At 43.0% G+C, this 25,048-nt stretch carries 23 protein-coding genes, 1 rRNA gene and 2 other annotated features; all 24 genes read right to left on the bottom strand.

Going from position 1 to position 25,048, the window contains the following annotated elements; all coding sequences use genetic code 11:
- Positions 1-10: 10 nt before the first annotated feature.
- A complete protein-coding gene (gene rpoB / locus BM195_RS16005) occupies positions 11-3,547 on the bottom strand; it encodes a DNA-directed RNA polymerase subunit beta (RefSeq protein ID WP_090240866.1) in 3,537 nt (1,178 codons plus the stop codon).
- Between the two features lie 421 nt (positions 3,548-3,968).
- Positions 3,969-4,568, bottom strand: coding sequence for a class I SAM-dependent methyltransferase (locus BM195_RS16000; RefSeq protein ID WP_090240860.1), 600 nt, complete (start codon positions 4,566-4,568; stop codon positions 3,969-3,971).
- Between the two features lie 164 nt (positions 4,569-4,732).
- Positions 4,733-5,098 carry a 50S ribosomal protein L7/L12 gene (gene rplL / locus BM195_RS15995; RefSeq protein ID WP_090240858.1) on the bottom strand — a complete coding sequence of 122 codons (366 nt, stop codon included), beginning with the start codon at positions 5,096-5,098 and terminating at the stop codon, positions 4,733-4,735.
- A gap of 59 nt (positions 5,099-5,157) precedes the next feature.
- Positions 5,158-5,664 (bottom strand): 50S ribosomal protein L10, encoded by a 507-nt coding sequence (rplJ, locus tag BM195_RS15990; protein WP_090240857.1) that lies wholly within the window; start codon positions 5,662-5,664, stop codon positions 5,158-5,160.
- A 127-nt stretch (positions 5,665-5,791) separates the two neighbouring features.
- Positions 5,792-5,939 (bottom strand) — a sequence feature (ribosomal protein L10 leader region).
- Positions 5,940-6,045: 106 nt separating this feature from the next.
- The gene (gene rplA / locus BM195_RS15985) at positions 6,046-6,741 is read right to left on the bottom strand and encodes a 50S ribosomal protein L1 (RefSeq protein ID WP_090240855.1); all 696 of its coding nucleotides are present in this window, start codon (positions 6,739-6,741) and stop codon (positions 6,046-6,048) included.
- Positions 6,742-6,935: 194 nt separating this feature from the next.
- Positions 6,936-7,361 (bottom strand): 50S ribosomal protein L11, encoded by a 426-nt coding sequence (gene rplK, locus BM195_RS15980; protein WP_090240853.1) that lies wholly within the window; start codon positions 7,359-7,361, stop codon positions 6,936-6,938.
- 452 nt (positions 7,362-7,813) lie between these two features.
- On the bottom strand, positions 7,814-8,347 hold the full coding sequence (gene nusG / locus BM195_RS15975) for a transcription termination/antitermination protein NusG (RefSeq protein ID WP_090240852.1): 534 nt from the start codon (positions 8,345-8,347) through the stop codon (positions 7,814-7,816).
- A gap of 162 nt (positions 8,348-8,509) precedes the next feature.
- Positions 8,510-8,680: a preprotein translocase subunit SecE gene (gene secE / locus BM195_RS15970; RefSeq protein WP_090240966.1), complete on the bottom strand. Its 171-nt coding sequence runs from the start codon at positions 8,678-8,680 to the stop codon at positions 8,510-8,512.
- Positions 8,681-8,718: 38 nt separating this feature from the next.
- Positions 8,719-8,868 carry a 50S ribosomal protein L33 gene (gene rpmG, locus BM195_RS15965; RefSeq protein WP_090240850.1) on the bottom strand — a complete coding sequence of 50 codons (150 nt, stop codon included), beginning with the start codon at positions 8,866-8,868 and terminating at the stop codon, positions 8,719-8,721.
- A 69-nt stretch (positions 8,869-8,937) separates the two neighbouring features.
- Positions 8,938-9,591: an RNA polymerase sporulation sigma factor SigH gene (gene sigH, locus BM195_RS15960; protein WP_425283929.1), complete on the bottom strand. Its 654-nt coding sequence runs from the start codon at positions 9,589-9,591 to the stop codon at positions 8,938-8,940.
- A gap of 116 nt (positions 9,592-9,707) precedes the next feature.
- Complete coding sequence (locus BM195_RS15955; RefSeq protein ID WP_090240844.1) at positions 9,708-10,217, bottom strand: NYN domain-containing protein; 510 nt, start codon at positions 10,215-10,217, stop codon at positions 9,708-9,710.
- Positions 10,217-10,963 (bottom strand): 23S rRNA (guanosine(2251)-2'-O)-methyltransferase RlmB, encoded by a 747-nt coding sequence (gene rlmB / locus BM195_RS15950; RefSeq protein WP_090240842.1) that lies wholly within the window; start codon positions 10,961-10,963, stop codon positions 10,217-10,219. Before rlmB ends, BM195_RS15955 begins: the two co-directional genes overlap by 1 nt.
- Positions 10,964-10,965: 2 nt before the next feature.
- The gene (locus BM195_RS15945; RefSeq protein ID WP_090240840.1) at positions 10,966-11,364 is read right to left on the bottom strand and encodes a Mini-ribonuclease 3; all 399 of its coding nucleotides are present in this window, start codon (positions 11,362-11,364) and stop codon (positions 10,966-10,968) included.
- Positions 11,354-12,766: a cysteine--tRNA ligase gene (gene cysS / locus BM195_RS15940; protein ID WP_090240838.1), complete on the bottom strand. Its 1,413-nt coding sequence runs from the start codon at positions 12,764-12,766 to the stop codon at positions 11,354-11,356. Before cysS ends, BM195_RS15945 begins: the two co-directional genes overlap by 11 nt.
- On the bottom strand, positions 12,747-13,415 hold the full coding sequence (gene cysE / locus BM195_RS15935) for a serine O-acetyltransferase (protein ID WP_090240836.1): 669 nt from the start codon (positions 13,413-13,415) through the stop codon (positions 12,747-12,749). Before cysE ends, cysS begins: the two co-directional genes overlap by 20 nt.
- Before the next feature lie 124 nt (positions 13,416-13,539).
- Positions 13,540-13,759 (bottom strand) — a binding site (T-box leader).
- Between the two features lie 56 nt (positions 13,760-13,815).
- Positions 13,816-15,285: a glutamate--tRNA ligase gene (gene gltX, locus BM195_RS15930; RefSeq protein WP_090240834.1), complete on the bottom strand. Its 1,470-nt coding sequence runs from the start codon at positions 15,283-15,285 to the stop codon at positions 13,816-13,818.
- A gap of 515 nt (positions 15,286-15,800) precedes the next feature.
- A complete protein-coding gene (locus tag BM195_RS15920) occupies positions 15,801-16,898 on the bottom strand; it encodes a PIN/TRAM domain-containing protein (protein WP_090240964.1) in 1,098 nt (365 codons plus the stop codon).
- Between the two features lie 242 nt (positions 16,899-17,140).
- Complete coding sequence (gene radA, locus BM195_RS15915) at positions 17,141-18,514, bottom strand: DNA repair protein RadA (protein ID WP_090240830.1); 1,374 nt, start codon at positions 18,512-18,514, stop codon at positions 17,141-17,143.
- Positions 18,515-18,810: 296 nt separating this feature from the next.
- Positions 18,811-21,240 (bottom strand): ATP-dependent protease ATP-binding subunit ClpC, encoded by a 2,430-nt coding sequence (gene clpC / locus BM195_RS15910; RefSeq protein WP_090240828.1) that lies wholly within the window; start codon positions 21,238-21,240, stop codon positions 18,811-18,813.
- 16 nt (positions 21,241-21,256) lie between these two features.
- Entirely contained in the window at positions 21,257-22,321 is a 1,065-nt protein-coding gene (gene mcsB, locus BM195_RS15905; protein WP_090240826.1) for a protein-arginine kinase McsB, read from the bottom strand.
- Positions 22,318-22,845: a protein-arginine kinase activator protein McsA gene (gene mcsA, locus BM195_RS15900; RefSeq protein ID WP_090240824.1), complete on the bottom strand. Its 528-nt coding sequence runs from the start codon at positions 22,843-22,845 to the stop codon at positions 22,318-22,320. Before mcsA ends, mcsB begins: the two co-directional genes overlap by 4 nt.
- 17 nt (positions 22,846-22,862) lie before the next feature.
- A complete protein-coding gene (locus BM195_RS15895) occupies positions 22,863-23,330 on the bottom strand; it encodes a CtsR family transcriptional regulator (protein ID WP_090240822.1) in 468 nt (155 codons plus the stop codon).
- A 281-nt stretch (positions 23,331-23,611) separates the two neighbouring features.
- The gene (locus BM195_RS15890) at positions 23,612-24,304 is read right to left on the bottom strand and encodes an MgtC/SapB family protein (RefSeq protein WP_090240820.1); all 693 of its coding nucleotides are present in this window, start codon (positions 24,302-24,304) and stop codon (positions 23,612-23,614) included.
- Positions 24,305-24,723: 419 nt separating this feature from the next.
- A 5S ribosomal RNA gene (rrf, locus tag BM195_RS15885) occupies positions 24,724-24,839 on the bottom strand.
- Between the last annotated feature and the right edge of the window lie 209 nt (positions 24,840-25,048).

The raw sequence follows: 25,048 nt of genomic DNA, 5'->3' as shown, positions 1-25,048 counted from the left end.
CTGAAAGCTCTCAGTTTTCTTCAGCCTCCAGGTTCAACTTGCTCGCTGATTGTGTATCTTCTTCCTCCAGTTCGCGCATTTCAATCTCTGACTCATCACTGGAGAGCATTTTGACATCCATTCCGAGACTTTGAAGTTCCTTAATCAGCACTTTAAACGACTCAGGTACGCCAGGCTCTGTCACATTATCACCTTTAACGATCGATTCATAAGCTTTCACACGGCCTACCACATCATCCGATTTCACTGTCAGAATTTCCTGAAGTGTATAGGCAGCACCATAAGCTTCAAGTGCCCAAACTTCCATTTCGCCAAAACGCTGTCCGCCAAATTGTGCTTTACCACCCAATGGCTGCTGGGTGACAAGTGAATATGGGCCGGTTGAACGGGCGTGCAGCTTATCATCAACCATGTGTGCCAGTTTAATCATATACATAACACCGACAGACACCCGATTATCGAATGGTTCACCTGTCCTGCCATCATAAAGAATCGATTTGGCGTCTTTTGCCATACCAGCTTCTTGCAATGTTTTCAATACATCCTCTTCGGTTGCGCCGTCAAATACCGGTGTTGCCACATGCAGACCGAGCTGGCGCGCTGCCATACCCAAATGCAGTTCAAACACCTGTCCGATATTCATACGTGACGGTACACCCAATGGGTTGAGCATGACATCAATTGGTGTTCCATCAGGCATGAACGGCATATCTTCTTCAGGTAAAATCTTGGAAATAACACCTTTATTACCGTGCCTTCCCGCCATTTTGTCCCCTTCTGAGATCTTCCGTTTCTGAACGATATATACCCGTACCAGCTGATTCACACCCGGAGGCAACTCATCACCGTCTTCACGGTTGAAAATCTTGACTTCCAGAACAATACCACCGGCTCCGTGCGGTACTCTTAATGATGTATCGCGGACTTCCCTTGCCTTCTCACCAAAAATGGCGTGGAGTAACCTTTCTTCAGCTGATAATTCAGTTACCCCTTTAGGCGTTACTTTACCTACCAGAATATCGCCATCAGAAACCTCAGCACCGATACGGATAATGCCGTTTTCATTCAGATTCTTCAGCGCATCTTCACCGACATTTGGAATATCCCTTGTAATTTCTTCAGGGCCAAGTTTCGTGTCTCGGGCTTCTGATTCATATTCCTCAATATGGATGGATGTATAAACATCATCTTTAACAAGACGTTCACTCATAATGACGGCATCTTCATAGTTATAGCCTTCCCATGTCATGAATCCGACCAGCGCATTGCGGCCCAGCGCCAATTCACCATCTTCCATTGATGGACCATCAGCGAGGATCTCACCTTTTGTCACGCGGTCGCCTTTACTGACAATTGGGCGCTGATTGTAGCAAGTTCCCTGGTTGGAGCGGATGTATTTCTGCAAACGATAAACATCCAGATCACCTTTCACTTCTTTACCATCAACATCGGAAATACGGCGGATGTGGATTTCTTTTGCTTCCACATGTTCAACGACACCTTCATTCCGGCAAATGACCCCAGCACCTGAATCCTTGCCGGACACATACTCCATACCTGTTCCGACAACTGGTGCTTCAGGTTCCATCAATGGTACCGCCTGCTTCTGCATGTTGGCTCCCATCAGCGCACGGTTGGAGTCATCATTCTCCAAAAATGGGATACATGCTGTTGCAGCAGAAACGACCTGTTTTGGTGACACATCCATATAATCGAGTTTTTCGCGTGGCACTACCGTGTTGTCACCACGAAAACGTGCGATGACCTCCTCATCTGTAAAGGTTCCATCCTCATTTAATCGGGCATTTGCCTGTGCAACAATATAATTATCTTCTTCATCCGCAGTCAGATAATCTGTTTGTCCAGTTACTTTTCCGGTTTCCGGATCAACACGGCGGTAAGGTGTTTCAATAAAACCGAATTCATTGACTTTTGCATAACTGGATAATGAGTTGATCAGACCAATGTTTGGCCCTTCCGGTGTCTCAATCGGACACATTCGCCCATAGTGAGAATAGTGAACATCACGCACTTCAAACCCGGCTCGTTCTCGTGTCAAGCCGCCAGGTCCGAGTGCAGAAAGACGTCGTTTATGCGTCAATTCGCCTAATGGATTCGTCTGATCCATAAATTGTGATAACTGCGAACTTCCGAAAAACTCTTTAATTGAAGCAATGACAGGGCGAATATTTATCAGCTGCTGCGGTGTTATACTGGACGTGTCCTGAATGGACATGCGTTCACGAACAACACGCTCCATGCGGGACAAGCCGATACGGAACTGATTCTGCAGCAATTCCCCGACAGAACGCAGACGCCGGTTGCCCAAATGGTCAATATCATCCGTTCCGCCGACACGATGCAGCAAATTAAAGAAGTAACTGATTGACGATAATATATCTGAAGGTGTTATATGCTTAATGCTTTTATCAACGCCAGCATTACCGATAACTTCAAGTTCCCGTTCGCCTTCTGGGTCAGTTGGATCGATGATTTTTACGGATTGCAGACGAATGGCATCAGCCAAAACGCCTTCATTTGGCTCAACGTGTTTTTCGCCAAGCATATCCTCCTGGTTTTCCAGATAAGGAATAATCTTATTCAGCAATTTGCGCTCTAATTTATCACCTTTTTGAGCCAGTACTTCCCCGGTTTCAGGATCAACAATCGGCTCAGCCAGCACTTGATTGAACAGACGGTTTTTAATATCCAATTTTTTATTCATTTTATACCGGCCAACATGTGCCAGGTCATAGCGTTTCGGGTCAAAGAAACGGGAGATTAGCAGACTTCTGGCATTTTCAACTGTTGGCGGTTCACCCGGACGCAGACGCTCATAAATTTCCAGCAATGCCTTATCAGTTGTTTCCGTGTTATCTTTTTCAAGCGTATTCTTAAGGTACTCGTTTTCACCCAGAAGGTCGATGATTTCCTGATCCGAGCCAAAACCAAGCGCACGTAAAAGCACCGTTATCGGTAATTTACGTGTACGGTCAATTCGTACATAGGCAACATCTTTAGCATCCGTTTCAAATTCCAGCCATGCGCCGCGGTTTGGAATGACAGTTGCAGTGATACCGCGTTTGCCATTCTTGTCAAACTTCTCACTGTAATAAACACTTGGTGAACGTACAAGCTGGGAAACAATGACACGTTCAGCACCATTAATAATAAATGTGCCTGTATCCGTCATCAGCGGAAAATCTCCCATGAAGACTTCCTGTTCCTTCACCTCTCCGGTCTCATTATTGATCAGGCGAACCTTTACACGAAGCGGGGCGTTATATGTGACATCCCGATCTTTGGCCTCTTCTACGGGATATTTAGGTTCACCAAGACTGTAATCAATAAATTCCAGTGATAGGTTACCTGCAAAGTCCTCAATCGGGGATATATCCTTAAACATCTCCCGCAAACCTTCTCTTAGAAACCAATCATAGGAAGCGGTTTGAATTTCGATTAGATTCGGCAGTTCCAACACTTCGCTGATACGTGCATAGCTCCTGCGTTGGCGGTGCCGTCCATACTGAACTAGTTGACCTGTCAACTGCTTCACCCCTCAAATCAAGCATTTTTCAAAAATTATTCACATAAGCTAGTGTGAAAAATGACTCATATATTTAGAAAAACAAACTGATATGACAGTTTACATACCAGTCGTTTTAAATCCAATCAGGTATAGATGCAAAATAACAATAGCACGTGTACTACTGTCTGAAAAATTATGTGGACAATCCTGCAGCTGAACAACCGCAAGACATATCTCAACACCCGGATAACCTTAGCCAATGGAGAAGCGAAACAATAAGACTCGGTTGTAAAACCCGTTATCTCAATTTTTGTCGATTCTACCATTGTTTCCGATTACCAATGAATTATACATTATATATGTTAAGAATTTTCCTCTTGACAAAGGAAGTCCCATGTTAGCATTTTATTATATTATCATAAGAAAATCATAAGGTCAATCATTGAATGGACATCAATAGATAATAACCCTTTCTGCGATCAACTACTTTAACATTTCCGAACAAATCTTTCAATTTTTCCATAGCAGATGGAGCTCCCTGTTTTTTTTGAATGACAACCCACAATCTGCCATTTTCCAGCAAGGCATTTTGACTCGCTTCAAACATTTGGTGAACGACCCTTTTCCCGGCTCTGATTGGAGGGTTGGTCAGAATGGCGGCAAAAGTATTGCCCTTCAGTTGATTGAATTGATCACTTAAGGTAAATTCAACATTCGTTACGCCATTATGATGCGCATTTTTTTGCGCCAGCGTAATTGCCCTTTCATTAATGTCTGCCAGTATGACGTTACGGTGCTGATAACTGTATGCAACAGCGATTCCAATTGGACCATAACCACAGCCGAGATCGAGAATATTACCCGCAGCAGGTGGTTCTTCAAAGTGTTCAATCAGTAGCCGCGTTCCATAATCCACTTCATGTTTGGAGAATACACCATAATCGCTTTCGAAGGTAAAATTTCTGCCTCGCAGCTCGTAATTCCATTTCTTAGGTGAACTTTTGGATTGGGGATTTTGTGAAAAGTAATGATCAGACATTTGGGCACCTGCTTTGCGTGTAATGTGAAGAGACAATATATAGAAAGCCCGCCGTGGTACCGACGAGCTCTTTTTAAAAGGTCAGAAATAATCGTTGACCCTATACGAAAAAACAGAGGCTTTCACAATTAAAGACTTGGCGAAAGTCCTGTTTTCCGATCAGCCTACTTAAGTTCTACAGTTGCACCTGCTTCTTCAAGCTGTCCTTTGATTTCTTCAGCTTCTTCTTTTGAAGCACTTTCTTTAACAGGCTTAGGTGCGTTATCTACTAATTCTTTTGCATCCTTAAGACCGAGTCCAGTGACTTCGCGAACCGCTTTAACAACTTTAATCTTGGAGTCGCCAGCATCCTGAAGCTCTACATCAAATTCAGTTTGTTCTTCAACAGCTTCTCCTTCGCCGCCTCCGCTTGCAACAGCAACTGGCGCTGCAGCGGTTACACCAAATTCTTCTTCAATTGCTTTAACTAAATCATTTAATTCCAAAACAGACATTTCTTTAATCGCGTCAATAATTTGCTGATTGTCCATTATTATTCCTCCATTTTTAAGATTTAATATTCCGATGTGCCAGATCCCCGGCACGCAGCTTATGCGCTCTCTTCTTCTTTCTGGTCGGCAATCGCTTTTGCGGCATATGCAAAGTTGCGCACAGGTGCCTGCAATACGCTAAGCAACATGGATACCATGCCTTCGTAATTAGGCAGATCTGCAAGCTCTTTGATTTGTTCAATTGTAGCAATTTCGCCTTCAATAACGCCGCCTTTAATTTCCAATGCATCATGGTCTTTGGCAAAGTTATTCAAAATCTTAGCGGGAGCTACTACATCCTCATTGCTGAATGCCACTGCAGTCGGACCAACCAATGTATCAGACAGCTCACTCAAATCAACAGCATCCACTGCCCGACGTGTCATTGAATTCTTATAAACTTTAAATTCGACGTTTGCTTCACGTAGCTGTTTACGCAATTCACTTACCTCAGCAACGTCAAGACCACGGTAATCGACCAGCAAAGTTGATTGGCTGCCACGGAACTTGTCAGCAATTTCCTGTACATGTTGCTTCTTTTGCTCAATAATATTGCTATTAGCCATTGTTCCACCTCCTATTAACACTCATCATACCGGACAGAGGAAAGACCCGGAACTTAATCCTGTCTTCCCAGAGGTTAGAAGCCGGATGTCAGATTGGGAGAAACGGCAAGTCAGTATCTCCAGCCATTAACCCGTTAAAAAACCTCCATGTAGACATGGAGGTTTTGTGACAAACGGCAATCCTATTTGGGATTAAACATTCGTATTCAAACACCTCGGCAGGAGATTAAGCAATTTCTTGCACCTGCTGTCTACGGTATAACGTATTCATATTTCAACCTATATTATTATACTCGATCATTGACGAGAAGTCAACCAGTAAGTTCAACTAAAAGTGTCACTTCTGTCGCAACCCTGAATTGATTTGAGTGCTGTTATCGACTAATTGCGATAAGATGAAACATCCACTCTGATTCCAGGTCCCATTGTTGAAGTTATTGAAGCATTACGCATATAGACGCCCTTTGCCGCCTGTGGTTTTGCTTTCACAAGTGCATCGGCAATAGCCTCAAAGTTCTCAACTAATTTTTCATTGTCAAAGGAGATTTTTCCAAGCGGAACATGGATATTCGCGGATTTGTCAACGCGATATTCCACTTTACCAGCCTTGATTTCATGAACTGCTTTTTCAATTTCAAATGTTACAGTTCCGGTTTTAGGGTTAGGCATGAGTCCTTTTGGTCCTAATACACGGCCAAGTTTACCAACTTCAGCCATCATATCCGGTGTCGCAACAACAACATCAAATTCAAACCATCCCTGGTTGATCTTGTTGATAAGATCTTGCTCTCCAACGTAATCCGCTCCAGCGTTTTCAGCTTCTGTCGCCTTATCGCCTTTCGCAAACACCAGTACACGCTGCGTTTTACCAGTTCCGTGCGGCAGCACCATTGCACCGCGAATCTGCTGATCAGCTTTTTTAGGGTCAACACCCAGACGGAACGCAGCTTCAACTGTTTCATCAAATTTTGCTTTGGCAGTTTCTTTCAGCAAAGCTACTGCCTCTTCAGCTTCATATGCTTTTGAACGGTCAACAAGCTTCGAAGCTTCCTGATATCTTTTACTTCTTTTTGCCATTTTACTTCCTCCTCAGGTTGTGGTTTTTAGCGGTAAGACCTCCCACTAGAAAAATGCTGACAGCGTTGTTCAAAATGCTGGCCGCAACCGCCGGTCCGCCTTTTTGAACAGAACGCTCATGCATTTTCCATGAAAAAAGTTGCGAATATGGAACCCATTAACGCAACCTGTATCTATTCTTGTTCAAATCGGCATTAGTCTTCGATTGAAATGCCCATACTGCGTGCGGTTCCCTCAACCATGCGCATTGCAGCATCCAGATCAGCCGCATTCAAATCAGGCATCTTCGTTTCCGCAATCTCCTGCACTTGATCACGTTTAACCGAGGCAACTTTATTACGGTTCGGTTCACCTGATGCAGTTTCAATCCCGGCTGCCTTCTTCAGTAATACAGCGGCAGGCGGAGTTTTCGTAATAAATGTAAATGAACGGTCTTCAAACACCGTAATTTCAACAGGTATAATCATACCAGCCTGATCTTGCGTACGTGCGTTAAATTCCTTACAGAATCCCATGATATTCACACCAGCCTGGCCCAACGCAGGTCCTACTGGCGGTGCCGGATTGGCTTTACCAGCTTCAATCTGTAATTTAACAACTTTAATTACTTTTTTAGCCACGAGACACACCTCCTTAAAGTCCGTGATGTGGTAATAGGGTTATTCCCCTCCCACTCAGCAATACCAACCCCGCTCTTTGTCGGGGAGGTAAATAACAAAAGAATTTTAGCATGTATGAGCAAATTATGCAAGGTTTTGTATGAAATTTTATCTTTTAGGCTGGCTCTTTTATTAAAGATTGTCGTTTTTTCATGAGTGCGTTGATGAAAATATGCTGGTCCCTCGTCGCGTTACAAGGTGTTTCAGCGACACATACGGTCCTCGCAACTCGCAACTTACTCGATGGATGTGTCACTCGTAGCTTTCCGCGGACGAACCATTGAGCCTCCTCGTTCGTACCACACTGCGAGGTCTCGATTAGCTCGTTTTTTCCCTCTGCTGGTTCATTCTATTTAGTAACAAACTTTTTTGAAACAGCCTATCTATTAGATTAACCTGTGGCCTTCCAGGTTCTATAGCTTCTCAATCTGTGAGAATTCTAATTCTACAGGGGTTTCACGACCGAACATATTCACATGAACTTTTACTTTCTGCTTATCGGCATCAATATGTTCAATGGTGCCTGTGAATTCACTGAACGGACCGTCTGTGACCCGTACATTTTCTTTCAGTTCAAAATCAACTTGTGTAACTTGTTGGGTTATGCCCATGCGTTTTAAAACAGCCTCTATTTCATCAGGCAGCAGTGGTGTAGGTTTTGTTCCGTGGCCGCTTGATCCCACAAATCCTGTCACCCCTGGTGTATTACGCACGACATACCATGAATCATCCGTCATCACCATTTCTGCTAAAACATAGCCAGGGAAAAATTTCTTCTTAACCGTTTTCTTTCTACCATTTTTGATTTCCGTTTCTTCATTTTCCGGAACCAGAACGCGAAAGATTTTATCCTCCATACCCATCGAATCCACGCGTTTTTCCAGGTTTGTTTTCACCTTATTTTCATAGCCGGAATACGTATGGATAGCATACCAGTTTTTTTCCATGTCAACAGGACAAAATGACTTGCCCTTCCCTCCCTTATTCATACTGAAATCATGTTTAAATATCACGCCATATTAAAAAACCCGACATTCCCGGGTTTTTTAATCGAAATATATCATATTCCATTATAGCATAATTATATCTTATTTATTCAATAAATGCGGTTAAAAAAATAAATTTAAGATTTGTGAAATACCAAGATCAATAATGGCAAAAAACACTGCCACAAACGCTACTGTTGTTAATACCGTAATCGTATAGCTTGTCAATTCGCGACGCTTTGGCCAGCTGACCTTTTTCATCTCTCTCGAAACATTCTTGAAGAATTTAACAATTTTCACGTCTATCCCCTCCATCTGTCGAAGAATACCACTTATTTTGTCTCGCGGTGCCATGTATGTTGACCACATATTCTGCAGTATTTTCTTGCTTCCAATCGTTCAGGCTGTTTGGATAGATTTTTACTTGTTGTATAATTTCTATTTGCACATTCAGCACATGCTATGACAATTTTTTTATTCACCGTACCACCCCATCACAGGGTTTTATCACTCATATTAATGTAGCACGCTTATAATGATGTGTCAACGGCTCATGGTGTCCCTGCTTCGTTTGTTTCCAGCAGCTGCTCCAATTTTCGTTTAATACGCTGTAATGCATTATCAATCGATTTAACATGGCGTTTTAATTTGACCGAAATCTCCTGATAAGTACATCCTTCCATATAAAGGCGCAGCACCTCTTTTTCCAAACCGCTCAGCAATTCTGATAATTTTCCTTCCATGTCAACAAACTTTTCTCGGTTGAGCAGCAGTTCCTGAGGATCAAACGTTTTTGAACCCGTAACAACATCCAGCAGCGTACGGTCAGATTCTTCATCATATATTGGTTTATCAAGTGATACATACGAATTAAGGGGTGTATGCTTTTGCCTTGTAGCGGTTTTGATAGCGGTAATAATTTGTCGAGTGACACATAGTTCGGCAAATGCCTTAAATGAGGAAAGCTTGTCCCCGTCATAATCACGAATCGCCTTATAGAGACCAATCATCCCCTCTTGAATGATATCTTCCTTGTCAGCACCGACAATAAAGTACGTACGTGCTTTTGCCCGCACATAATGAATATATTTATGGATTAAAAAATCCAGCGCCTGACTGTCCCCTTGATGAATAGACTGAATAATTTCATCATCATCCAACGTTTCGAAGCTTTGATTACCTGTCTCTGCCAGCTTGACACTCACCAAAAAAAGACCCCCCGACTACACTGTAGTCAATTTAAACGTATTATACAGTAAGCGCTTCCTGATAGTCAATATAGAATCCAGATAGATTAGCTGATTTAGAGCGGAACAAAGGGCTATGTATCCCCCCGCCGCCACTTTTCAAATTTTTCTAAAACGTCTTTGTCCAATGGGATTTTAATTTGCGGCTGCACTTTTTGATGTTCTTCTATTTGCTGTTCTATTTCCCGATCGATATCATTCAGCTCAATATACAGCTCCCGAGCGGATTTCCTTAGTGCTCCCCGTCCAAAAATGGTACGTTGCTCCGCATAATCCGACGTGGCAACATAAACTTGATTCATGACGTTTTTCAGTTCCTTTATAATCCTCTCAATACACTCATCAGCGGTTTCATCCTCTTTAGTAAAAATGATTTCAACTTGATATTCCTTCAACTTGCTTTCAATACCTTTTACATAGTATGCATCAAATACCACAATCACCCGCATACCTGTATATGCCTGGTATTCGGCCAGCAATTCAATCAGACGATCCCGTGCTTGTCCAATGCTTGTTTGTTTTAGCCGCTTCAATTCCTCCCATGCACCAATGATATTATAGCCGTCAACCACCAAAACATTCATCACGATTCACCAGCCGGAAACCTTTTGCGATAGACCTCATACAACAGCAGACTGCAGGCAACAGATGCATTCAGAGATGAAACATGGCCTCTCATCGGCAGGCCGACAGTCCAGTCACATTTATCTTTCACCAGCCGGCTCATTCCTTTTCCTTCATTGCCTATTACAAGTGCTACTGGCAGAACACCGTCAAGCAGACGATAATCTTCAGTACCATCTGCATCCGTTCCCACAACCCAAACCTGACGATCTTTTAACACATCAATCGTGTTTGCGATATTGGCAACCCGGGCAACCGGAATATGCTCCAATGCCCCTGCAGCTGTTTTGGCAACCGCCGCCGTCAGACCGACCGAACGCCGTTTGGGGATTATTACCCCATGAGCACCTGTGGCATCAGCAGTCCGCAGTATCGACCCTAAATTATGCGGATCCTCCAGCTGATCCAGCACAATAAAAAAAGGGGCTTCATGCTGGCTTTCTGCTTTTAAAAACAAATCTTCCAAGGATGCATAGGCATAGGAGGCAACGTAGGCAATAACACCCTGATGGTTGCCGGATGCCATTTGATCAAGTTTATGTTTGGGTGCTTGCTGCAAAATCGTTCCGGCATTTTTGCTCAAATGCTGCAGTTTCCCGTATAAGGCTTTGTTCATATGCTCTGATACGAGCACTTTATTGACCGGTCTCCCAGATTTTAATGCTTCGATAACAGGATTCTTTCCGATGATCATTTCCTGGTCCATTGTTAGCCTTTCCTCCCTTCAACGAATACCACAGCAGCACTCAACAGTTCAGCTAACCGTTCATGGTTTCCAAGTAAATGGTGGTAGCCGATAAGCGCCTCAAACGCTGTACCATAACGATACGTCTGCACACTTGTGTTTTTGGGGACAGTTCCGGATTTCGCATTTCTGCCACGTGCAACGACGCTCTCCTCTTCACCGGTAAGTTTTTTCGTATCCAGCCAATGCAAAATAATCGCTGCTTGTGCCTTTGCGGATACAAAATTAACAGCTTCTTTATGCAGCTGATCCGGTTTTACTTTTCCGGTTTTTAACAAATGCTCCCTTACATAGACTTCATAAACCGCATCTCCCATATAGGCCAGTGCCAGACTTTTCAGCTGTTTGACATCAAGACTCATGACCGGCTCTTTTCCAACGGGTACCTTGAGGGGTATCCTCCAAGATAATATTTTTTTCCTTCAGGTTATCACGTATTTCATCCGCCCGGTTAAAATCACGTTTTTTTCTGGCTTCAACCCGCTCTTTGAGCAATGCCTCGATTTCTTCATCCAATAATGCTTCCTCCAGTTCTATTTGTACCCCCAGTACATCAAGCACAGATTCCATGCTATCCTGGAGTGCATTGATGACATTAACGGATGTATGTTTTTCTTCAAGGTACAGGTTTGCCTCTTTGGTCATCTCAAATAAAACCGAAATCGCATTTGCTGTATTAAAATCATCATCCATCGCTTCTTCAAATTGACTGTTGAGCTGGTTGATTGTTTCAAACCACTGATCAGACGCATTATCCAGATTCGTACTCGTTTGCTTGCGATGTTCCAGATTGGTATAAGCATTTTTGATCCGATCAAGACTGCTTTTGGCCCCTTGCAGCAGTTCTTCTGTAAAATTAATCGGGTTCCGGTAATGAACGCTCAGCATGAAAAACCGGATGACTTGCGGATCGTGTTTGGCGATAATATCTTTCGTCAGCACAAAATTGCCAAGTGATTTGGACATTTTCTCATTGTCTATATTAATATACCCATTATGCATCCAGTAATGAGAAAACGGTTCTCCTGTCATGGCTTCTGATTGCGCAATTTCATTCTCGTGATGCGGGAATGTCAGATCCTGTCCGCCTGCATGGATGTCAATGGTTTCACCGAGATATTTCCCGGCCATTGCGGAACATTCAATATGCCAGCCCGGACGTCCTTCTCCCCACGGTGAATCCCATGCTATTTCACCATCTTTTGCCTTTTTCCATAAAGCAAAATCGAGCGGATCTTCTTTTTTCTCGCCGACTTGGATACGTGCACCGGTTCGTAATTCGTCGATGGACTGATGTGATAATTTTCCGTACCCGTCAAACGAACGCGGTTTGAAATATACATCACCGTCCACTTCATAGGCATACCCTTTATCAATCAGGGTTGCGATAAAGCTTATGATGTCATCCATCGTTTCCGTAACGCGTGGATTATAGGTTGCCTTTTTGACACCAAGAGCTCCTATATCATCTAAGTAGGCATCAATAAATCGATTGGCCACGTCCTCCACCTGTTCATTCAATTCATTGGCTGCTTTAATGATCTTGTCGTCTACATCGGTAAAATTTAATACGTAATCGACTTGATAGCCGCTGTATTCGAGATATCGTCTGACAGTATCAAAAACAATAGCGGGCCGGGCATTTCCGATATGGATATAGTTATATACCGTCGGACCGCAGACATACATACGGACTTTGCCATCTTCCAGTGGTTTAAACGCTTCTTTTTCCTGAGTCAATGTGTTATAGATCGTGATCGCCATTCTGCTTCACTTCCTTTAACTTTGCAATTTCTTCTTTCAGCCTATCGATCTCTTCCTGCAGCTGTTCACATCGATCGGTAACAGGGTCAGGAAGTTTATGATGGTCAAGGTTTTTGCGTATTTTTTCCCCGTTTTGGACGACAACTGTACCTGGAACCCCTACAACTGTTGAGTGATCGGGAATGTCTTTTAAAACAACCGATCCGGCACCAACCTTGGAGCTGTTGCCAATGGTAATGTCACCAAGTACTTTAGCACCGGTTGTAATCATGGCATGATCCTTAACAGTAGGATGACGTTTTCCTTTTTCTTTGCCTGTACCTCCCAGCGTCACCCCTTGGAACAAGGTAACATTATCACCGATTTCACACGTTTCACCGATGACAACTCCCATTCCGTGGTCAATAAAGAGCTTACGGCCAATTTTTGCACCGGGATGAATCTCAATACCGGTAAAAAAACGGCTTATTTGTGAAATCACCCGTGCTATAAAGTGCAAGCGACGGTTGAAGAAAAAATGTGCAATGCGATGGGACCATATGGCATGCAGTCCGGCGTACGTCAAAAACACTTCAATATAAGACCTTGCTGCAGGGTCCTGGTCAAAGACGACATCCATATCCTCCTTCATCCATTTAAAAATCCCCATCCTGACGTTACCTCCCCTCTCCGTTTCTGTTCTATTGATTTCAAAAGGTCTGGTATCTTTTTCTAATAAGGTCACCCATCATTTACTGACGTTATAAAAAATAAGCGTCCCAGTGTAATCATTACACAGAGACGCTTATGCGCGGTTCCACTCTGTTTGGAGAAAAAATGCCTTCCTCCCAACTTATACTCTGTTAACGGCAGAGTGCCGCCGTTATATACTCACTTTCCATAACGGGCTCCAAGGTGCATTTCAAAAACGATGCTTAGAATCACTTGCAGCCGGTGATGATTCTCTCTGGGTAAGCAGGATCGTTTTTTACTTCTCCTTGTCAACGCTCAATGTTGAAGATATTTAATGGTGTTATTACTATATTACATTTCTCCGCAAATGTGAATGATTAAGCTCCAAGCTGTTTTAATAATTCGTCCAAGCGAGTCAGAACGGTATCTTTGCCTAAAAGTTCAATGGCCATTGGCAGTTCCGGGCCGTGTGTTTGTCCGGTCGTCGCAGCGCGGATCGGCATGAACAGCCTTTTGCCGCGGTGGCCGGTTTCTTTTTGGGTGGCTTTGATTTGCTGCTTAATGGCATCTTTCTCAAAGCTATCCAAATGGATCAATTTATCCGTAAAGACCTGTAAAACTTCCGGAACTTGTTCCTGCTGCAGAACGTCCATTGCACCTTCATCATAACTGATGGATTCATTGAAAAACAACTCTGTCAACTCAACAATCTCTGCCCCGTACCGTAATTGCTCCTGGTACAGCGCAATGATCTTCTCAGCCCATTCCCTTGTTGCTGTATCCATGTTTTTGGGTAATTTCCCCGCCTCAATCAGGTGCGGCATTGCCAGTTCAATCACCGTTTCAAGCTCTGCCGCTTTAATATATTGATTATTCATCCACTTCAGTTTATGCGGGTCAAAAATAGCGGCTGACGTTGACAGACGCTCCGGATCAAAAATCTCAATCAGTTTTTCCTTGCTAAAAATTTCTTCCTCGCCAACTGGTGACCAGCCGAGCAATGTTATAAAGTTAAATAATGCTTCAGGCAAATAACCTTTATTGCGGTATTGTTCAATAAACTGCATGATATGTTCGTCACGCTTGCTTAACTTTTTGCGCTCTTCATTCAAAATAAGGGTCATATGGCCAAAATTTGGCGGCTCCCAGCCAAATGCTTCATAGATCATCATTTGCTTTGGTGTATTCGAAATATGTTCCTCGCCGCGCAGCACATCGGTAATCCCCATCAGGTGGTCATCAATAGCAACAGCGAAATTATAGGTCGGTGCGCCATTTTTCTTCACAATCACCCAGTCACCAAAATCACTGGCTTCAAACGTGATATTGCCCCGTACAATATCACGGAACGTATAGGATTTATTATCAGGGACACGCATCCGGATGCTTGGCTTGCGGCCTTCCTGTTCAAATTGTTCAATTTGTTCTGCTGTCAAGTGACGATGAGCACCGGAATATTTTGGAACTTGCCCTTTGGCGCGCTGCTGTTCACGCTCTTTCTCCAGTTCTTCTTCGGTCATATAGCACTTGTAGGCTAAACCTTTTTCAAGCAGTTGATCAACATATTGCTGGTAGATTTCCAGACGCTCCATCTGACGATATGGACCATAATCGCCACCGACATCAGCACCTTCATCCCATTCAATACCGAGCCATTTCAAATACATCATCTGGCTTTCTTCCCCGCCGGCGACATTTCGTTTCTCATCTGTATCCTCTATGCGGATGATCAATTTCCCATCAAAATGTTTCGCATATAAATAATTAAATAAAGCTGTACGTGCGTTTCCAATATGCAATTGCCCCGTTGGACTCGGCGCATACCGTACACGAACCTGATTTGCCATGATGGTGCCCCTTTCTTTTTCAATATACTCTATGGATGATTACAATTGGCTCTTTCATAAAGGTTGTTGTGATTTAACCCGTCATCTGAACACACGTATTTGTCGTTGCAAGTTAGTTCGATGAAGCATCGCTCCTCGTAACTTGAAACTTACTCGGCAGATGTTCCGTTCGTCGCTTTCCGCGGGTGACCCGCGAGCTCTGGCAAACACGATGTTGGCCGCGGAAGGCATTGCTACAGGGACAATGAAAAATGCCGGCAGCGACGCATCGCACGAAGAAGTGCTTTCCTTTTTAGAGGATCTGGCGTTTTTAGCACCTTTGTCTCCTAATTATGCTGCGGGATCTGTTCCTGCAAGAGTTTACGTGTATTCAGGCTGCGCAGAGCTTTATAATATATTGTCTTAAGTCAAAAGCAACGAACTTCTAGAAAACAGCCTTATCATTTAATCTACGTATAAAAAGTGATAACATATGACGTTATCACTTTTTATTCCCTCTCTAAGTTATACCGTTTTTACTGCGCTTTTTCAAGTAATTTCGGTTTTGCAAAGATCATTCTTCCTGCTGATGTCTGCAGCACACTTGTAATAAGGACCTCGATCTTTTTGCCGATATAATCGTGACCTTCTTCCACGACAATCATCGTACCGTCATCAAGATAGGCAATACCCTGATTCTGTTCCTTGCCATCCTTAATCACTTGCACTACTAACTCTTCCCCTGGCAGTACGACCGGTTTCACTGCATTTGCCAGGTCGTTAATATTCAAAACAGGTACCTCCTGCAAATCACAAACCTTATTTAAATTAAAATCATTTGTTACGACGATACCATCGATCACTTTTGCCAGTTTAATCAGTTTGCTGTCTACTTCCGGAATATCTTCAAAGTCGCCTTCATAAATTTCGACGTTTACCGGCAATTCCTTCTGGATACGATTTAAGACATCCAGTCCGCGCCGGCCGCGATTACGTTTCAGCACATCGGATGAATCGGCAATATGCTGCAGCTCACCCAGAACAAATTGCGGAATGACAATCGTTCCCTCAAGGAAATTCGTTTGGCAGATATCAGCGATACGGCCATCAATGATGACACTTGTATCCAAAATTTTGGATTTTGGCTGTTTCTGCTGGGTTATCTCACCTTCAGAAACACGTTTTTTCTCCCGTTCTTTCCGGTTAAAATTCAGCAGATTCATTAATTCATCCCGTCGTCTGAAACCAACCTGAAAACCAAAATAACTAAGTAAAATCGTTATAAAGAGCGGCAGTACCTGTGAGACGAGATAAATGTTAATATCTGTTAAAGGGATATTCACTAAATACGCAATGACCAAACCGCCAACCAAACCAAAACTGCCAAACAGCAAGTCACCCACAGGAACTTTGATTAATGCCTCTTCAATCCATTTTAAAAATCCGACAATATATCCCGCAACAAAATAAGAGAAAACAAATAAAATAATTGCACCAAAGGCCATGCCTAAATAAGGGGATGCAGCCCATCTCGCATCAGTCAAATCTAATACATTGACAATATCCGGAATATATAAATACCCAATGGTACCTCCACTAATAATGAAAAATAAATGGACAATCTTTTTTAGCACCACTGTTCACCTCCTACCGTTTATTATTACCCATTTTCTATAGAATAATCGTCATTCGTCAGATTAATGTGTTGTATCAACAACTAAAGCCTACCATAACTGTAAAAATGCGTCAATTTAGAAAATAATATATTTTATCACAATTATTAATTGGTGTCAATTAACTAGTTTGAAAGTCCTGCAAATGGCAAAAATTGTATAATGCAATCTGACAGTATTACTAAGCCTGAAGTTCTCACATGTTAACGTATTAACCCTTCTTCCAGCGCTTCCTGTACTGAATTGACGCCGACTATTTGAATCGATGCTGGCGGCGTCCAGCCTTCCAGATTTTTGTTGGGACATATAACGCGTTGGAATCCCAATTTTGTCGCTTCCTGTACACGCTGTTCGATTCGAGATACACGTCTGATTTCGCCGGTCAATCCAACTTCACCAATCACAATATCCTCTGGCTTGGTCGGCTGGTTCCGGAAACTGGAAGCTATACTGACAGCTACAGCCAAATCAATGGCAGGCTCATCTAATTTCACCCCGCCGGCAACTTTAATGTATGCGTCCTGGTTCTGCAGCATTAGCCCGACACGTTTTTCCAGTACTGCCATTAAAAGGGGTACCCGGTTCGTGTCAATTCCGGTTGCCATCCTTCTGGGGTTCCCGAAACTGGTCGGTGAAATTAATGCCTGTATTTCAACCAGAACAGGTCGTGTTCCTTCCATTGAGGCAACAACGGTGGAACCAGCCGCTCCCTGCGATCTTTCCTCCAGAAAGATTTCAGAAGGATTCATCACCTCTCTCAAGCCTTCTTCCTTCATTTCAAAAATGCCCATTTCATGCGTGCTGCCAAAGCGATTTTTGACACTTCGCACAATACGGTATGTGTGATGACGTTCACCTTCAAAATAAAGAACGGCATCCACCATATGCTCCAGCATCCGTGGTCCGGCTATCGCACCTTCCTTGGTCACATGTCCAACGATAAAAATCGGGATTCCATGTGACTTAGCAACACGCATTAATTCGCTTGTACTTTCACGCACCTGAGAAACACTTCCCGGTGCACTTGCCACTTCTTCACGGTAAATGGTCTGGATTGAATCAATCACGACAAATGCAGGCTTCGTTTGTTCAATATGATTGACGATATCAAATAAATTTGTTTCAGATAACACATACAATAAATCCGACGTGACACCAAGCCGATCCGCCCGTAGTTTTGTCTGCCGTATTGATTCTTCACCAGAAATATAAAGGACTGGCAAATGCTTTTCAGCTAATTGAGCTGATATTTGCAACAGTAATGTTGATTTCCCAATTCCCGGGTCACCGCCGATCAAAGCAAGTGATCCAGGAACGATACCCCCTCCGAGCACTCGGTTAAATTCCTTCATTGATGTTGTAATACGGGGTTCTTTCTGTGTCTCGACGGAGGTTATGCTTTCAGGCTGACTGACGGATTTTGCATCCCTGCCCATTGTATGCCTGTTACGTGCAGATGATGCCTCTATCTCTTCAACCAAGGTATTCCAATTGTTACAGCCAGGGCATTTTCCCATCCATTTGGCAGATTCATAGCCACAATCCTGGCAGACGTATTTCACTTTTCGTTTCGCCAATACGATCCTTCCCCTTTGCTATATTCTCTATTATATACGATTGACATCACATAAAAGTTACAGCCTTCTATCATTTCCATAAAATACGTTACATAATTATTCCACAAGTCCTATGATAACATCTCCACGTTTTACCCATGAAAATCTATAGAAAAACTAGGCTTCCAACAAAACTTATTGTGAAAGCCCTGATTTTGCTTGTCAGGTCACCCATCATATATACTTTCTGACGTTGTAAAAAGCTGAAAGGATACTCCCTTTCAGCTTTTCAGGCAAATTTATTTCAAAAATGCTTTTTACGGCAGAACGATAAATTCGCCTTTATTGTTCAAGCCGATTTTGACTTTTTCACCTTTTTGAATACTTTCTTTCAGTAATGCTTCAGAAAGCAAATCCTCGATGTTTTTTTGAATAGATCTGCGCAGCGGTCGTGCACCATACTCCGGATCGAACCCTTCATTGGCAATCTTCTCGACCGCTTTATCGGTTAACGAAAAAGCAATTTCCTGTTCCTGCAAGCGATTCTGCAATTGCTTGATCATGAGCGTCACAATATGTTTCATATGTTTTCGCTCCAATGAATGGAATACAATCGTTTCATCAATCCGGTTCAAAAATTCAGGACGGAATGCTTTTTTCAGTTCTTCGGTCACTTTTGTTTTCATGTTCTGATAATCCTGCTCTTCATCATCAAGGGTAAACCCGACATATTTATTCCGCTTCAGCTCATTTGCCCCGACGTTTGAGGTCATGATCAGAACGGTGTTGCGGAAATCGACAACACGGCCTTTGGCATCCGTCAACCGACCGTCTTCAAGCACTTGCAGCAAAATATTAAATACTTCCGGGTGTGCTTTTTCCACTTCATCCAATAGTACGACTGAATATGGCTTGGTCCGTACCTTCTCAGTAAGCTGGCCGCCTTCATCATAGCCGACATACCCAGGAGGTGAGCCAACCAGACGGGACGTGGCGTGTTTTTCCATATACTCGGACATATCAATTCGGATCATGGCTTCTTCATCTGCGAACATCGCTTCAGCTAATGCCCTGGCAAGCTCTGTTTTCCCGACACCCGTTGGGCCAAGGAAAATGAACGAACCGATCGGACGCTTGGGATCCTTCAATCCCGCACGAGCACGGCGGATCGCTTTCGCAACAGCATTGACAGCTTCTCCCTGGCCAATCACCCGACTATGCAGCGTGTCTTCCAGATTCAGCAGTCGCTCACTTTCATCTTTGGTCATCCTGGCAACCGGTACACCAGTCCATACGGAAACAACTTTTGCGATATCTTCTATCGTTACTTCAGAAGCTTCCTGCCCCTGTTTTTCTTTCCATTCATTTTTCGTATCTTCCACTTCTTCACGCAGACGCTGTTCGGAGTCACGCAATGAGGCGGCTTTTTCAAATTCCTGACCCTGCACGGCGGAATCCTTCTCTTTCCGCACATCCTCAAGCTTTTGTTCCAATTCTTTTAAGTTTGGCGGAACCGTATAAGAACGGAGACGAACTTTGGAACCAGCCTCATCAATAAGATCAATCGCTTTATCCGGCAAAAAGCGATCCGTTATATACCGGTCTGATAAATTGGCAGCTGCTTCAATTGCTTCATCTGTGATTGTTACACGATGATGCGCTTCATACCGGTCACGCAGCCCTTTTAAAATTTGAACAGTTTCATCCAACGTAGGTTCATCGACCTGGATTGGTTGGAATCTGCGCTCAAGCGCTGCATCTTTTTCAATATATTTACGGTACTCATCGAGTGTCGTCGCACCGATACATTGCAAATCACCGCGGGCCAATGCTGGTTTTAAAATATTGGACGCATCGATTGCACCTTCTGCACCGCCTGCCCCAATCAATGTATGCAGTTCATCAATAAATAAGATGATATTCGTTGCCTGACGAATTTCCTCCATCACTTTTTTTAGACGGTCTTCAAATTCACCGCGGTATTTGGTTCCTGCGACAACCGTTCCCATGTCCAGCGTCATCACCCGTTTTTCGCGTAATATCTCCGGGACTTCATTATTGACGATTTGTTGTGCAAGACCTTCTGCAACAGCTGTTTTACCGACCCCGGGCTCACCGATTAATACTGGATTGTTTTTCGTCCGGCGGCTTAACACCTCGATTACACGCTCAATTTCCCCGCTTCGGCCTATAACAGGGTCAACGTTTCCATCCTTGGCACTTTCGGTCAAATCCCGTGCCAGCGAATCAAGTGTCGGGGTGTTGGCATTTGATGATTGTGCACCGCGGCCCTGACGTCCTGCCTGTGACTCATTGCTTCCCAAAAGCTGCAGAACTTGCTGGCGGGCTTTATTAAGACTGATGCCAAGATTATTCAGAACACGTGCTGCAACACCTTCACCTTCACGAATCAGACCTAACAGGATATGTTCTGTTCCGACATATGAATGACCGAGCTTACGTGCTTCATCCTGTGATAATTCAACTACTTTTTTGGCACGTGGTGTATAATGAATCGTCTGCATTGGCTGCTTCCCGGCACCGATTAATTTTTCCACTTCCTGTTGAATTTTGGATACTTCCATTCCTAATGATTCAAGCGCTTTGGCCGCAATGCCGTTCCCTTCACGGACAAGTCCCAGTAATATATGCTCTGTTCCGATATTGTTATGGCCAAGCCTGACCGCTTCCTCCTGGGATAATGCCAATACTTTTTGCGCTCGCTCTGTAAAACGTCCAAACATCATATATTTTTCCTCCTAGCTAACCCTCTAATTGTATCCGTTCGCGAATAAGTGATGCTCTTAGTACATCCCGCTCATTCGCGCTTAATGTCTTTTTGGCGTACTGCTGCAAAAAACCAGGCTGTGTAAGTACCATTAATTCATTCAGTATATTGCGCGACACATTTTCAATTATTCCTAGATCAATACCGAGCCTGACATCAGACAAACATCTTGCCGCTTCCTTCGATTCAATGATCCGGCTATACGCCAGTACGCCGTATGAACGAAAAATCCGGTCTTCCAGTCGTGTACTTGACTGTTCCATAATGTAATTCCTTGCTTTTCGCTCATGCTCAATAAGCTCGCGGACAACACTTTGCAAGTCTTCCACGATATCTTCTTCAGATTTCCCAAGTGTTATTTGATTGGATATTTGAAAAATGTTGCCGGTTGCTTCACTACCTTCCCCGTAAATACCACGGACGACCAATCCAAGCTGATTGATAGCTGGGATCATACGATTAATCTGCTGGGTCCAGGAAAGGGAAGGCAAATGCATCATAACAGACGCCCGCATACCGGTTCCGACATTCGTAGGGCAGCCGGTCAAATAGCCCCGTTTTTCATCGAATGCGTAATCAATTTTCCCTTCCAGCCAGTCATCAAGCTCAAACACCTTTTTAAGCGCATGATTCAGTTGAAATCCAGGGAAGTAGAGCTGTATACGCAGGTGATCTTCCTCATTTACCATGATCGAAACTTGTTCATTTTTCGAAATCAGTACAGCCGATGCATGATTTTGTTCTGCCAAATGCGGACTTATTAAATGTTTTTCAACTAAAACACGTCTTTCGATCGGTGACAGATCTTGAATGGGAACAAATGAAAAATCATGGTAGTCCTGAAACGATTGATGCTCATACTCTTGCCGGATGAACTGACAGATATGCTGCAGATCCTTATCCAGAGCAAGAATCGGAAACGAATATTGTGCAAAATTTCGTGCCAGCCGGATCCGGGTACTTAACACAATATCACTGTCCGGGCCTTCCTCACGCATCCATGGACTGATGGCTTCATTCATAAAGTGCTGCAATGTCATGTGTTATCACCCCGTGTTTGTTTTTCCAGTTCCTTAATTTTATCACGGACCGTTGCGGCTTCCTCAAATGCCTCATTTTGAATTAATCGCTGTAATTCTTCTTTGTAAGCATCAACCTGTTTTTTGATACGCATATCTCCGCCGACACGTGCAGGAATTTTACCATGATGTCTCATATTACCGCTGTGAACACGGCGGAAAATAGAATCCAGGTGGTCTGAAAACGTCTCATAACAAGTTGGACAGCCGAATTTTCCAACGCGTTTAAACTCAGAAAGTGTCATTTCGCACTGTGGACATTGCAATTCGTGTGTCTGTTGCCCGGAAGTTCCTTTTGGGCTTTCAAATGTCGAATTAAATAACCCTGACAATAAATGGTGTAACGAATACCCTTCTTCCGGATAACTCATATAACCTTTTTCTTTTGCGCAGACTTCACAAACATACACTTCCGTTTTATCGCCATTAATAACCTGAGTGAAGTGAAGTGCAGCCGGTCGTTTATGGCATTCCTGGCATTCCATAGGTTTCCCCCCTTTAATTATTCGTTTAAATATTTTAGCGTTGTCAGCATTGATGTTAAAATTCGTGCACGAACTTCATCACGCAAAGGCAGCTGAAATGCAAGCGTACCTCTATTGATGGCACTCAACATGATTCTTGCTTCACGTTCAGTGACTAACTCCTCTTCCAGCAGACGTTCAAGTACATCCAATGCAGCTTGCTGTGAAACATTCGGATTAATCAGTTCAATAATATCATCAATTAGTTCCGCACGATCCTGTTTTTTAACCCTTGTAATCCGGATATAACCTCCACCGCCGCGTTTACTTTCAACTATATATCCTTTTTCCACAGTGAAACGTGTTTTAATCACATAATTAATTTGCGATGGAACACATTGAAATTCTTCAGCAAGTTCACTTCGTTTAATATCAATTTTGTCTTTACCCGCGGCCTCCAAAATCTGTTTTAAATGCTGTTCAATAATATCAGAAATGTTACGCATGCATTCGCCTCCTCTCCATCATATGAGTGTTTATTTATATTTTTCACCATGCTTCGTGAAACGTTCATTTATTTTGACTTTGACTAACTTTGACTTTATCTATATTATACGATATATATACAAAGATGCAAGTGAATCCTATCCCTATTTTGGACAACTTCAGCTGAAATGAAACGTCCGAAAACATTGAGTGGATCCTGTAATTGGACACTGAGCTGTCAGGTTATGAGGTTACTGAACTGAAAAAAACCCTACGTTATGATACGTAAGGTTCTTTGTTCTTATTTTCGTTCCGATATATTTTTGACGTAATCAACTTTTGATATATCTTCAAATAACGCTATCCGATCTAAGCGCTTATCTGGATCAATTTTCACGACAATATTCCGCAAATCTTCATCAATCCGCTCTATTTCCACTTGCTTAATGGTTAATGAATACGACTCAAAAATAGAAACGACTTTATTAATTTTTAATCCGGGCAAAGCCGTAATTTCAATCAAATGGAGGTTTCCTTTCCTGAACAGTTTTTCAAAGTTGTTGAGAAAGACAAGGCTCAGCAGAATAATAAATGTTGTGAATACCGCCGCAGCATACATACCTGCACCAACCACAAGGCCAAGTCCAGCAACCGTCCAAATGGAGGCAGCTGTCGTAAGTCCCCTAATGGCCATGCCATGTACAATAATCGTACCTGCTCCCAGAAAACCAATACCGCTTATAACATAAGAAGGAATGCGGGCTGGATCGAATCGGACGGTATCATATCCTTCAATAAACTGCTCAAAACCATATAAAGAGAGAAGCATCATGAGACATGAGCCAACTCCAACCAATATATGTGTCCGAAATCCTGCAGAATGGTTTTTCAGCTCGCGCTCAAACCCTATTAACCCGGATAAGACCAGCGCTATTAATATACGTATTATGATAATGATAAAATGATCACCGACAAGTTCATCCAAATATTCCATCGTCTGTTCAACACTCCCTTCACTGCTATATATATCCGATTATGGCCATTTAAATGATTCAAGATAAATGAGAAGTCCTTTTAAATGCTTCTACAGGCTAAAAATCTCATGTACATCAGAAGCAGGGCGACGGTCTATGTTTTTCTATACAGGTTTTACCAACTAAAAATGAATCAGAATTCCGCTGTTAGAGATATATAGTGAAAAAAACTTTTATATTCATAGAAGACTTTTGTATATCAAGTTTATGGATCCCAGTTTAAAATTCATGAGTGGCGGAAGTTTGACTGCTTGCCCAGCATCTGCGGTTATGTCCTTCGATGAAAAAATAACACACGTTAGTCACTGATGGCGATACTTTCATATGATAAAAAGGAAAGAGGCTGATCCAATCTTTTGGGGTCAGCCTCTTTTTAATTGCCTGGCGGCGTCCTACTCTCGCAGGGGTTAAACCCCAACTACCATCGGCGCTGGAGAGCTTAACTGCTGTGTTCGGCATGGAAACAGGTGTGTCCTCTCCGCTATTGCTGCCAGACCTTCCGGATGAAAATCATTTTATGTTGTTCACAGGATGTGAACCTTTTAAACCAAACATCCTTTTTGATGGACAAGAATTATTATATGCATTTTTTACGAAAAATGCAAGGGTTTTTTTGTTTACACCCTGAAAACTAAATAAGAGATGCATTCAACGATCCTTTGTTTAGTTAAGTCCTCGATCGATTAGTATCCGTCAGCTCCACG

It is taken from the genome of Lentibacillus halodurans (genome assembly GCF_900112045.1).
Taxonomy (GTDB): Bacteria; Bacillota; Bacilli; order Bacillales; family Amphibacillaceae; genus Lentibacillus; species Lentibacillus halodurans.
The sequence above is the reverse complement of the archived record's forward strand: the minus strand, read 5'-3'. Positions and strand labels throughout refer to the sequence as shown.

Excerpts from the sequence above, each read along its gene's own strand:
- rlmB (WP_090240842.1), bottom strand. The coding sequence starts at position 10,963 with ATGGACCAGGAAATGATCATCGGAAAGAATCCTGTTATCGAAGCATTA.
- BM195_RS15895 (WP_090240822.1), bottom strand. The coding sequence starts at position 23,330 with ATGCGTAACATTTCTGATATTATTGAACAGCATTTAAAACAGATTTTG.
- cysS (WP_090240838.1), bottom strand. The coding sequence starts at position 12,766 with ATGGCGATCACGATCTATAACACATTGACTCAGGAAAAAGAAGCGTTT.
- mcsA (WP_090240824.1), bottom strand. The coding sequence starts at position 22,845 with ATGGAATGCCAGGAATGCCATAAACGACCGGCTGCACTTCACTTCACT.
- cysE (WP_090240836.1), bottom strand. The coding sequence starts at position 13,415 with ATGGGGATTTTTAAATGGATGAAGGAGGATATGGATGTCGTCTTTGAC.
- BM195_RS15890 (WP_090240820.1), bottom strand. The coding sequence starts at position 24,304 with ATGGAATATTTGGATGAACTTGTCGGTGATCATTTTATCATTATCATA.
- rplJ (WP_090240857.1), bottom strand. The coding sequence starts at position 5,664 with ATGGCTAATAGCAATATTATTGAGCAAAAGAAGCAACATGTACAGGAA.
- BM195_RS16000 (WP_090240860.1), bottom strand. The coding sequence starts at position 4,568 with ATGTCTGATCATTACTTTTCACAAAATCCCCAATCCAAAAGTTCACCT.
- nusG (WP_090240852.1), bottom strand. The coding sequence starts at position 8,347 with ATGGAAAAAAACTGGTATGCTATCCATACGTATTCCGGCTATGAAAAT.
- rplA (WP_090240855.1), bottom strand. The coding sequence starts at position 6,741 with ATGGCAAAAAGAAGTAAAAGATATCAGGAAGCTTCGAAGCTTGTTGAC.
- BM195_RS15955 (WP_090240844.1), bottom strand. The coding sequence starts at position 10,217 with ATGAATGTTTTGGTGGTTGACGGCTATAATATCATTGGTGCATGGGAG.
- BM195_RS15945 (WP_090240840.1), bottom strand. The coding sequence starts at position 11,364 with ATGAGTCTTGATGTCAAACAGCTGAAAAGTCTGGCACTGGCCTATATG.
- rplL (WP_090240858.1), bottom strand. The coding sequence starts at position 5,098 with ATGGACAATCAGCAAATTATTGACGCGATTAAAGAAATGTCTGTTTTG.
- gltX (WP_090240834.1), bottom strand. The coding sequence starts at position 15,285 with ATGGCAAATCAGGTTCGTGTACGGTATGCGCCGAGTCCAACGGGGCAA.
- mcsB (WP_090240826.1), bottom strand. The coding sequence starts at position 22,321 with ATGACATTGCAGCACTTTATGAATGAAGCCATCAGTCCATGGATGCGT.
- clpC (WP_090240828.1), bottom strand. The coding sequence starts at position 21,240 with ATGATGTTTGGACGTTTTACAGAGCGAGCGCAAAAAGTATTGGCATTA.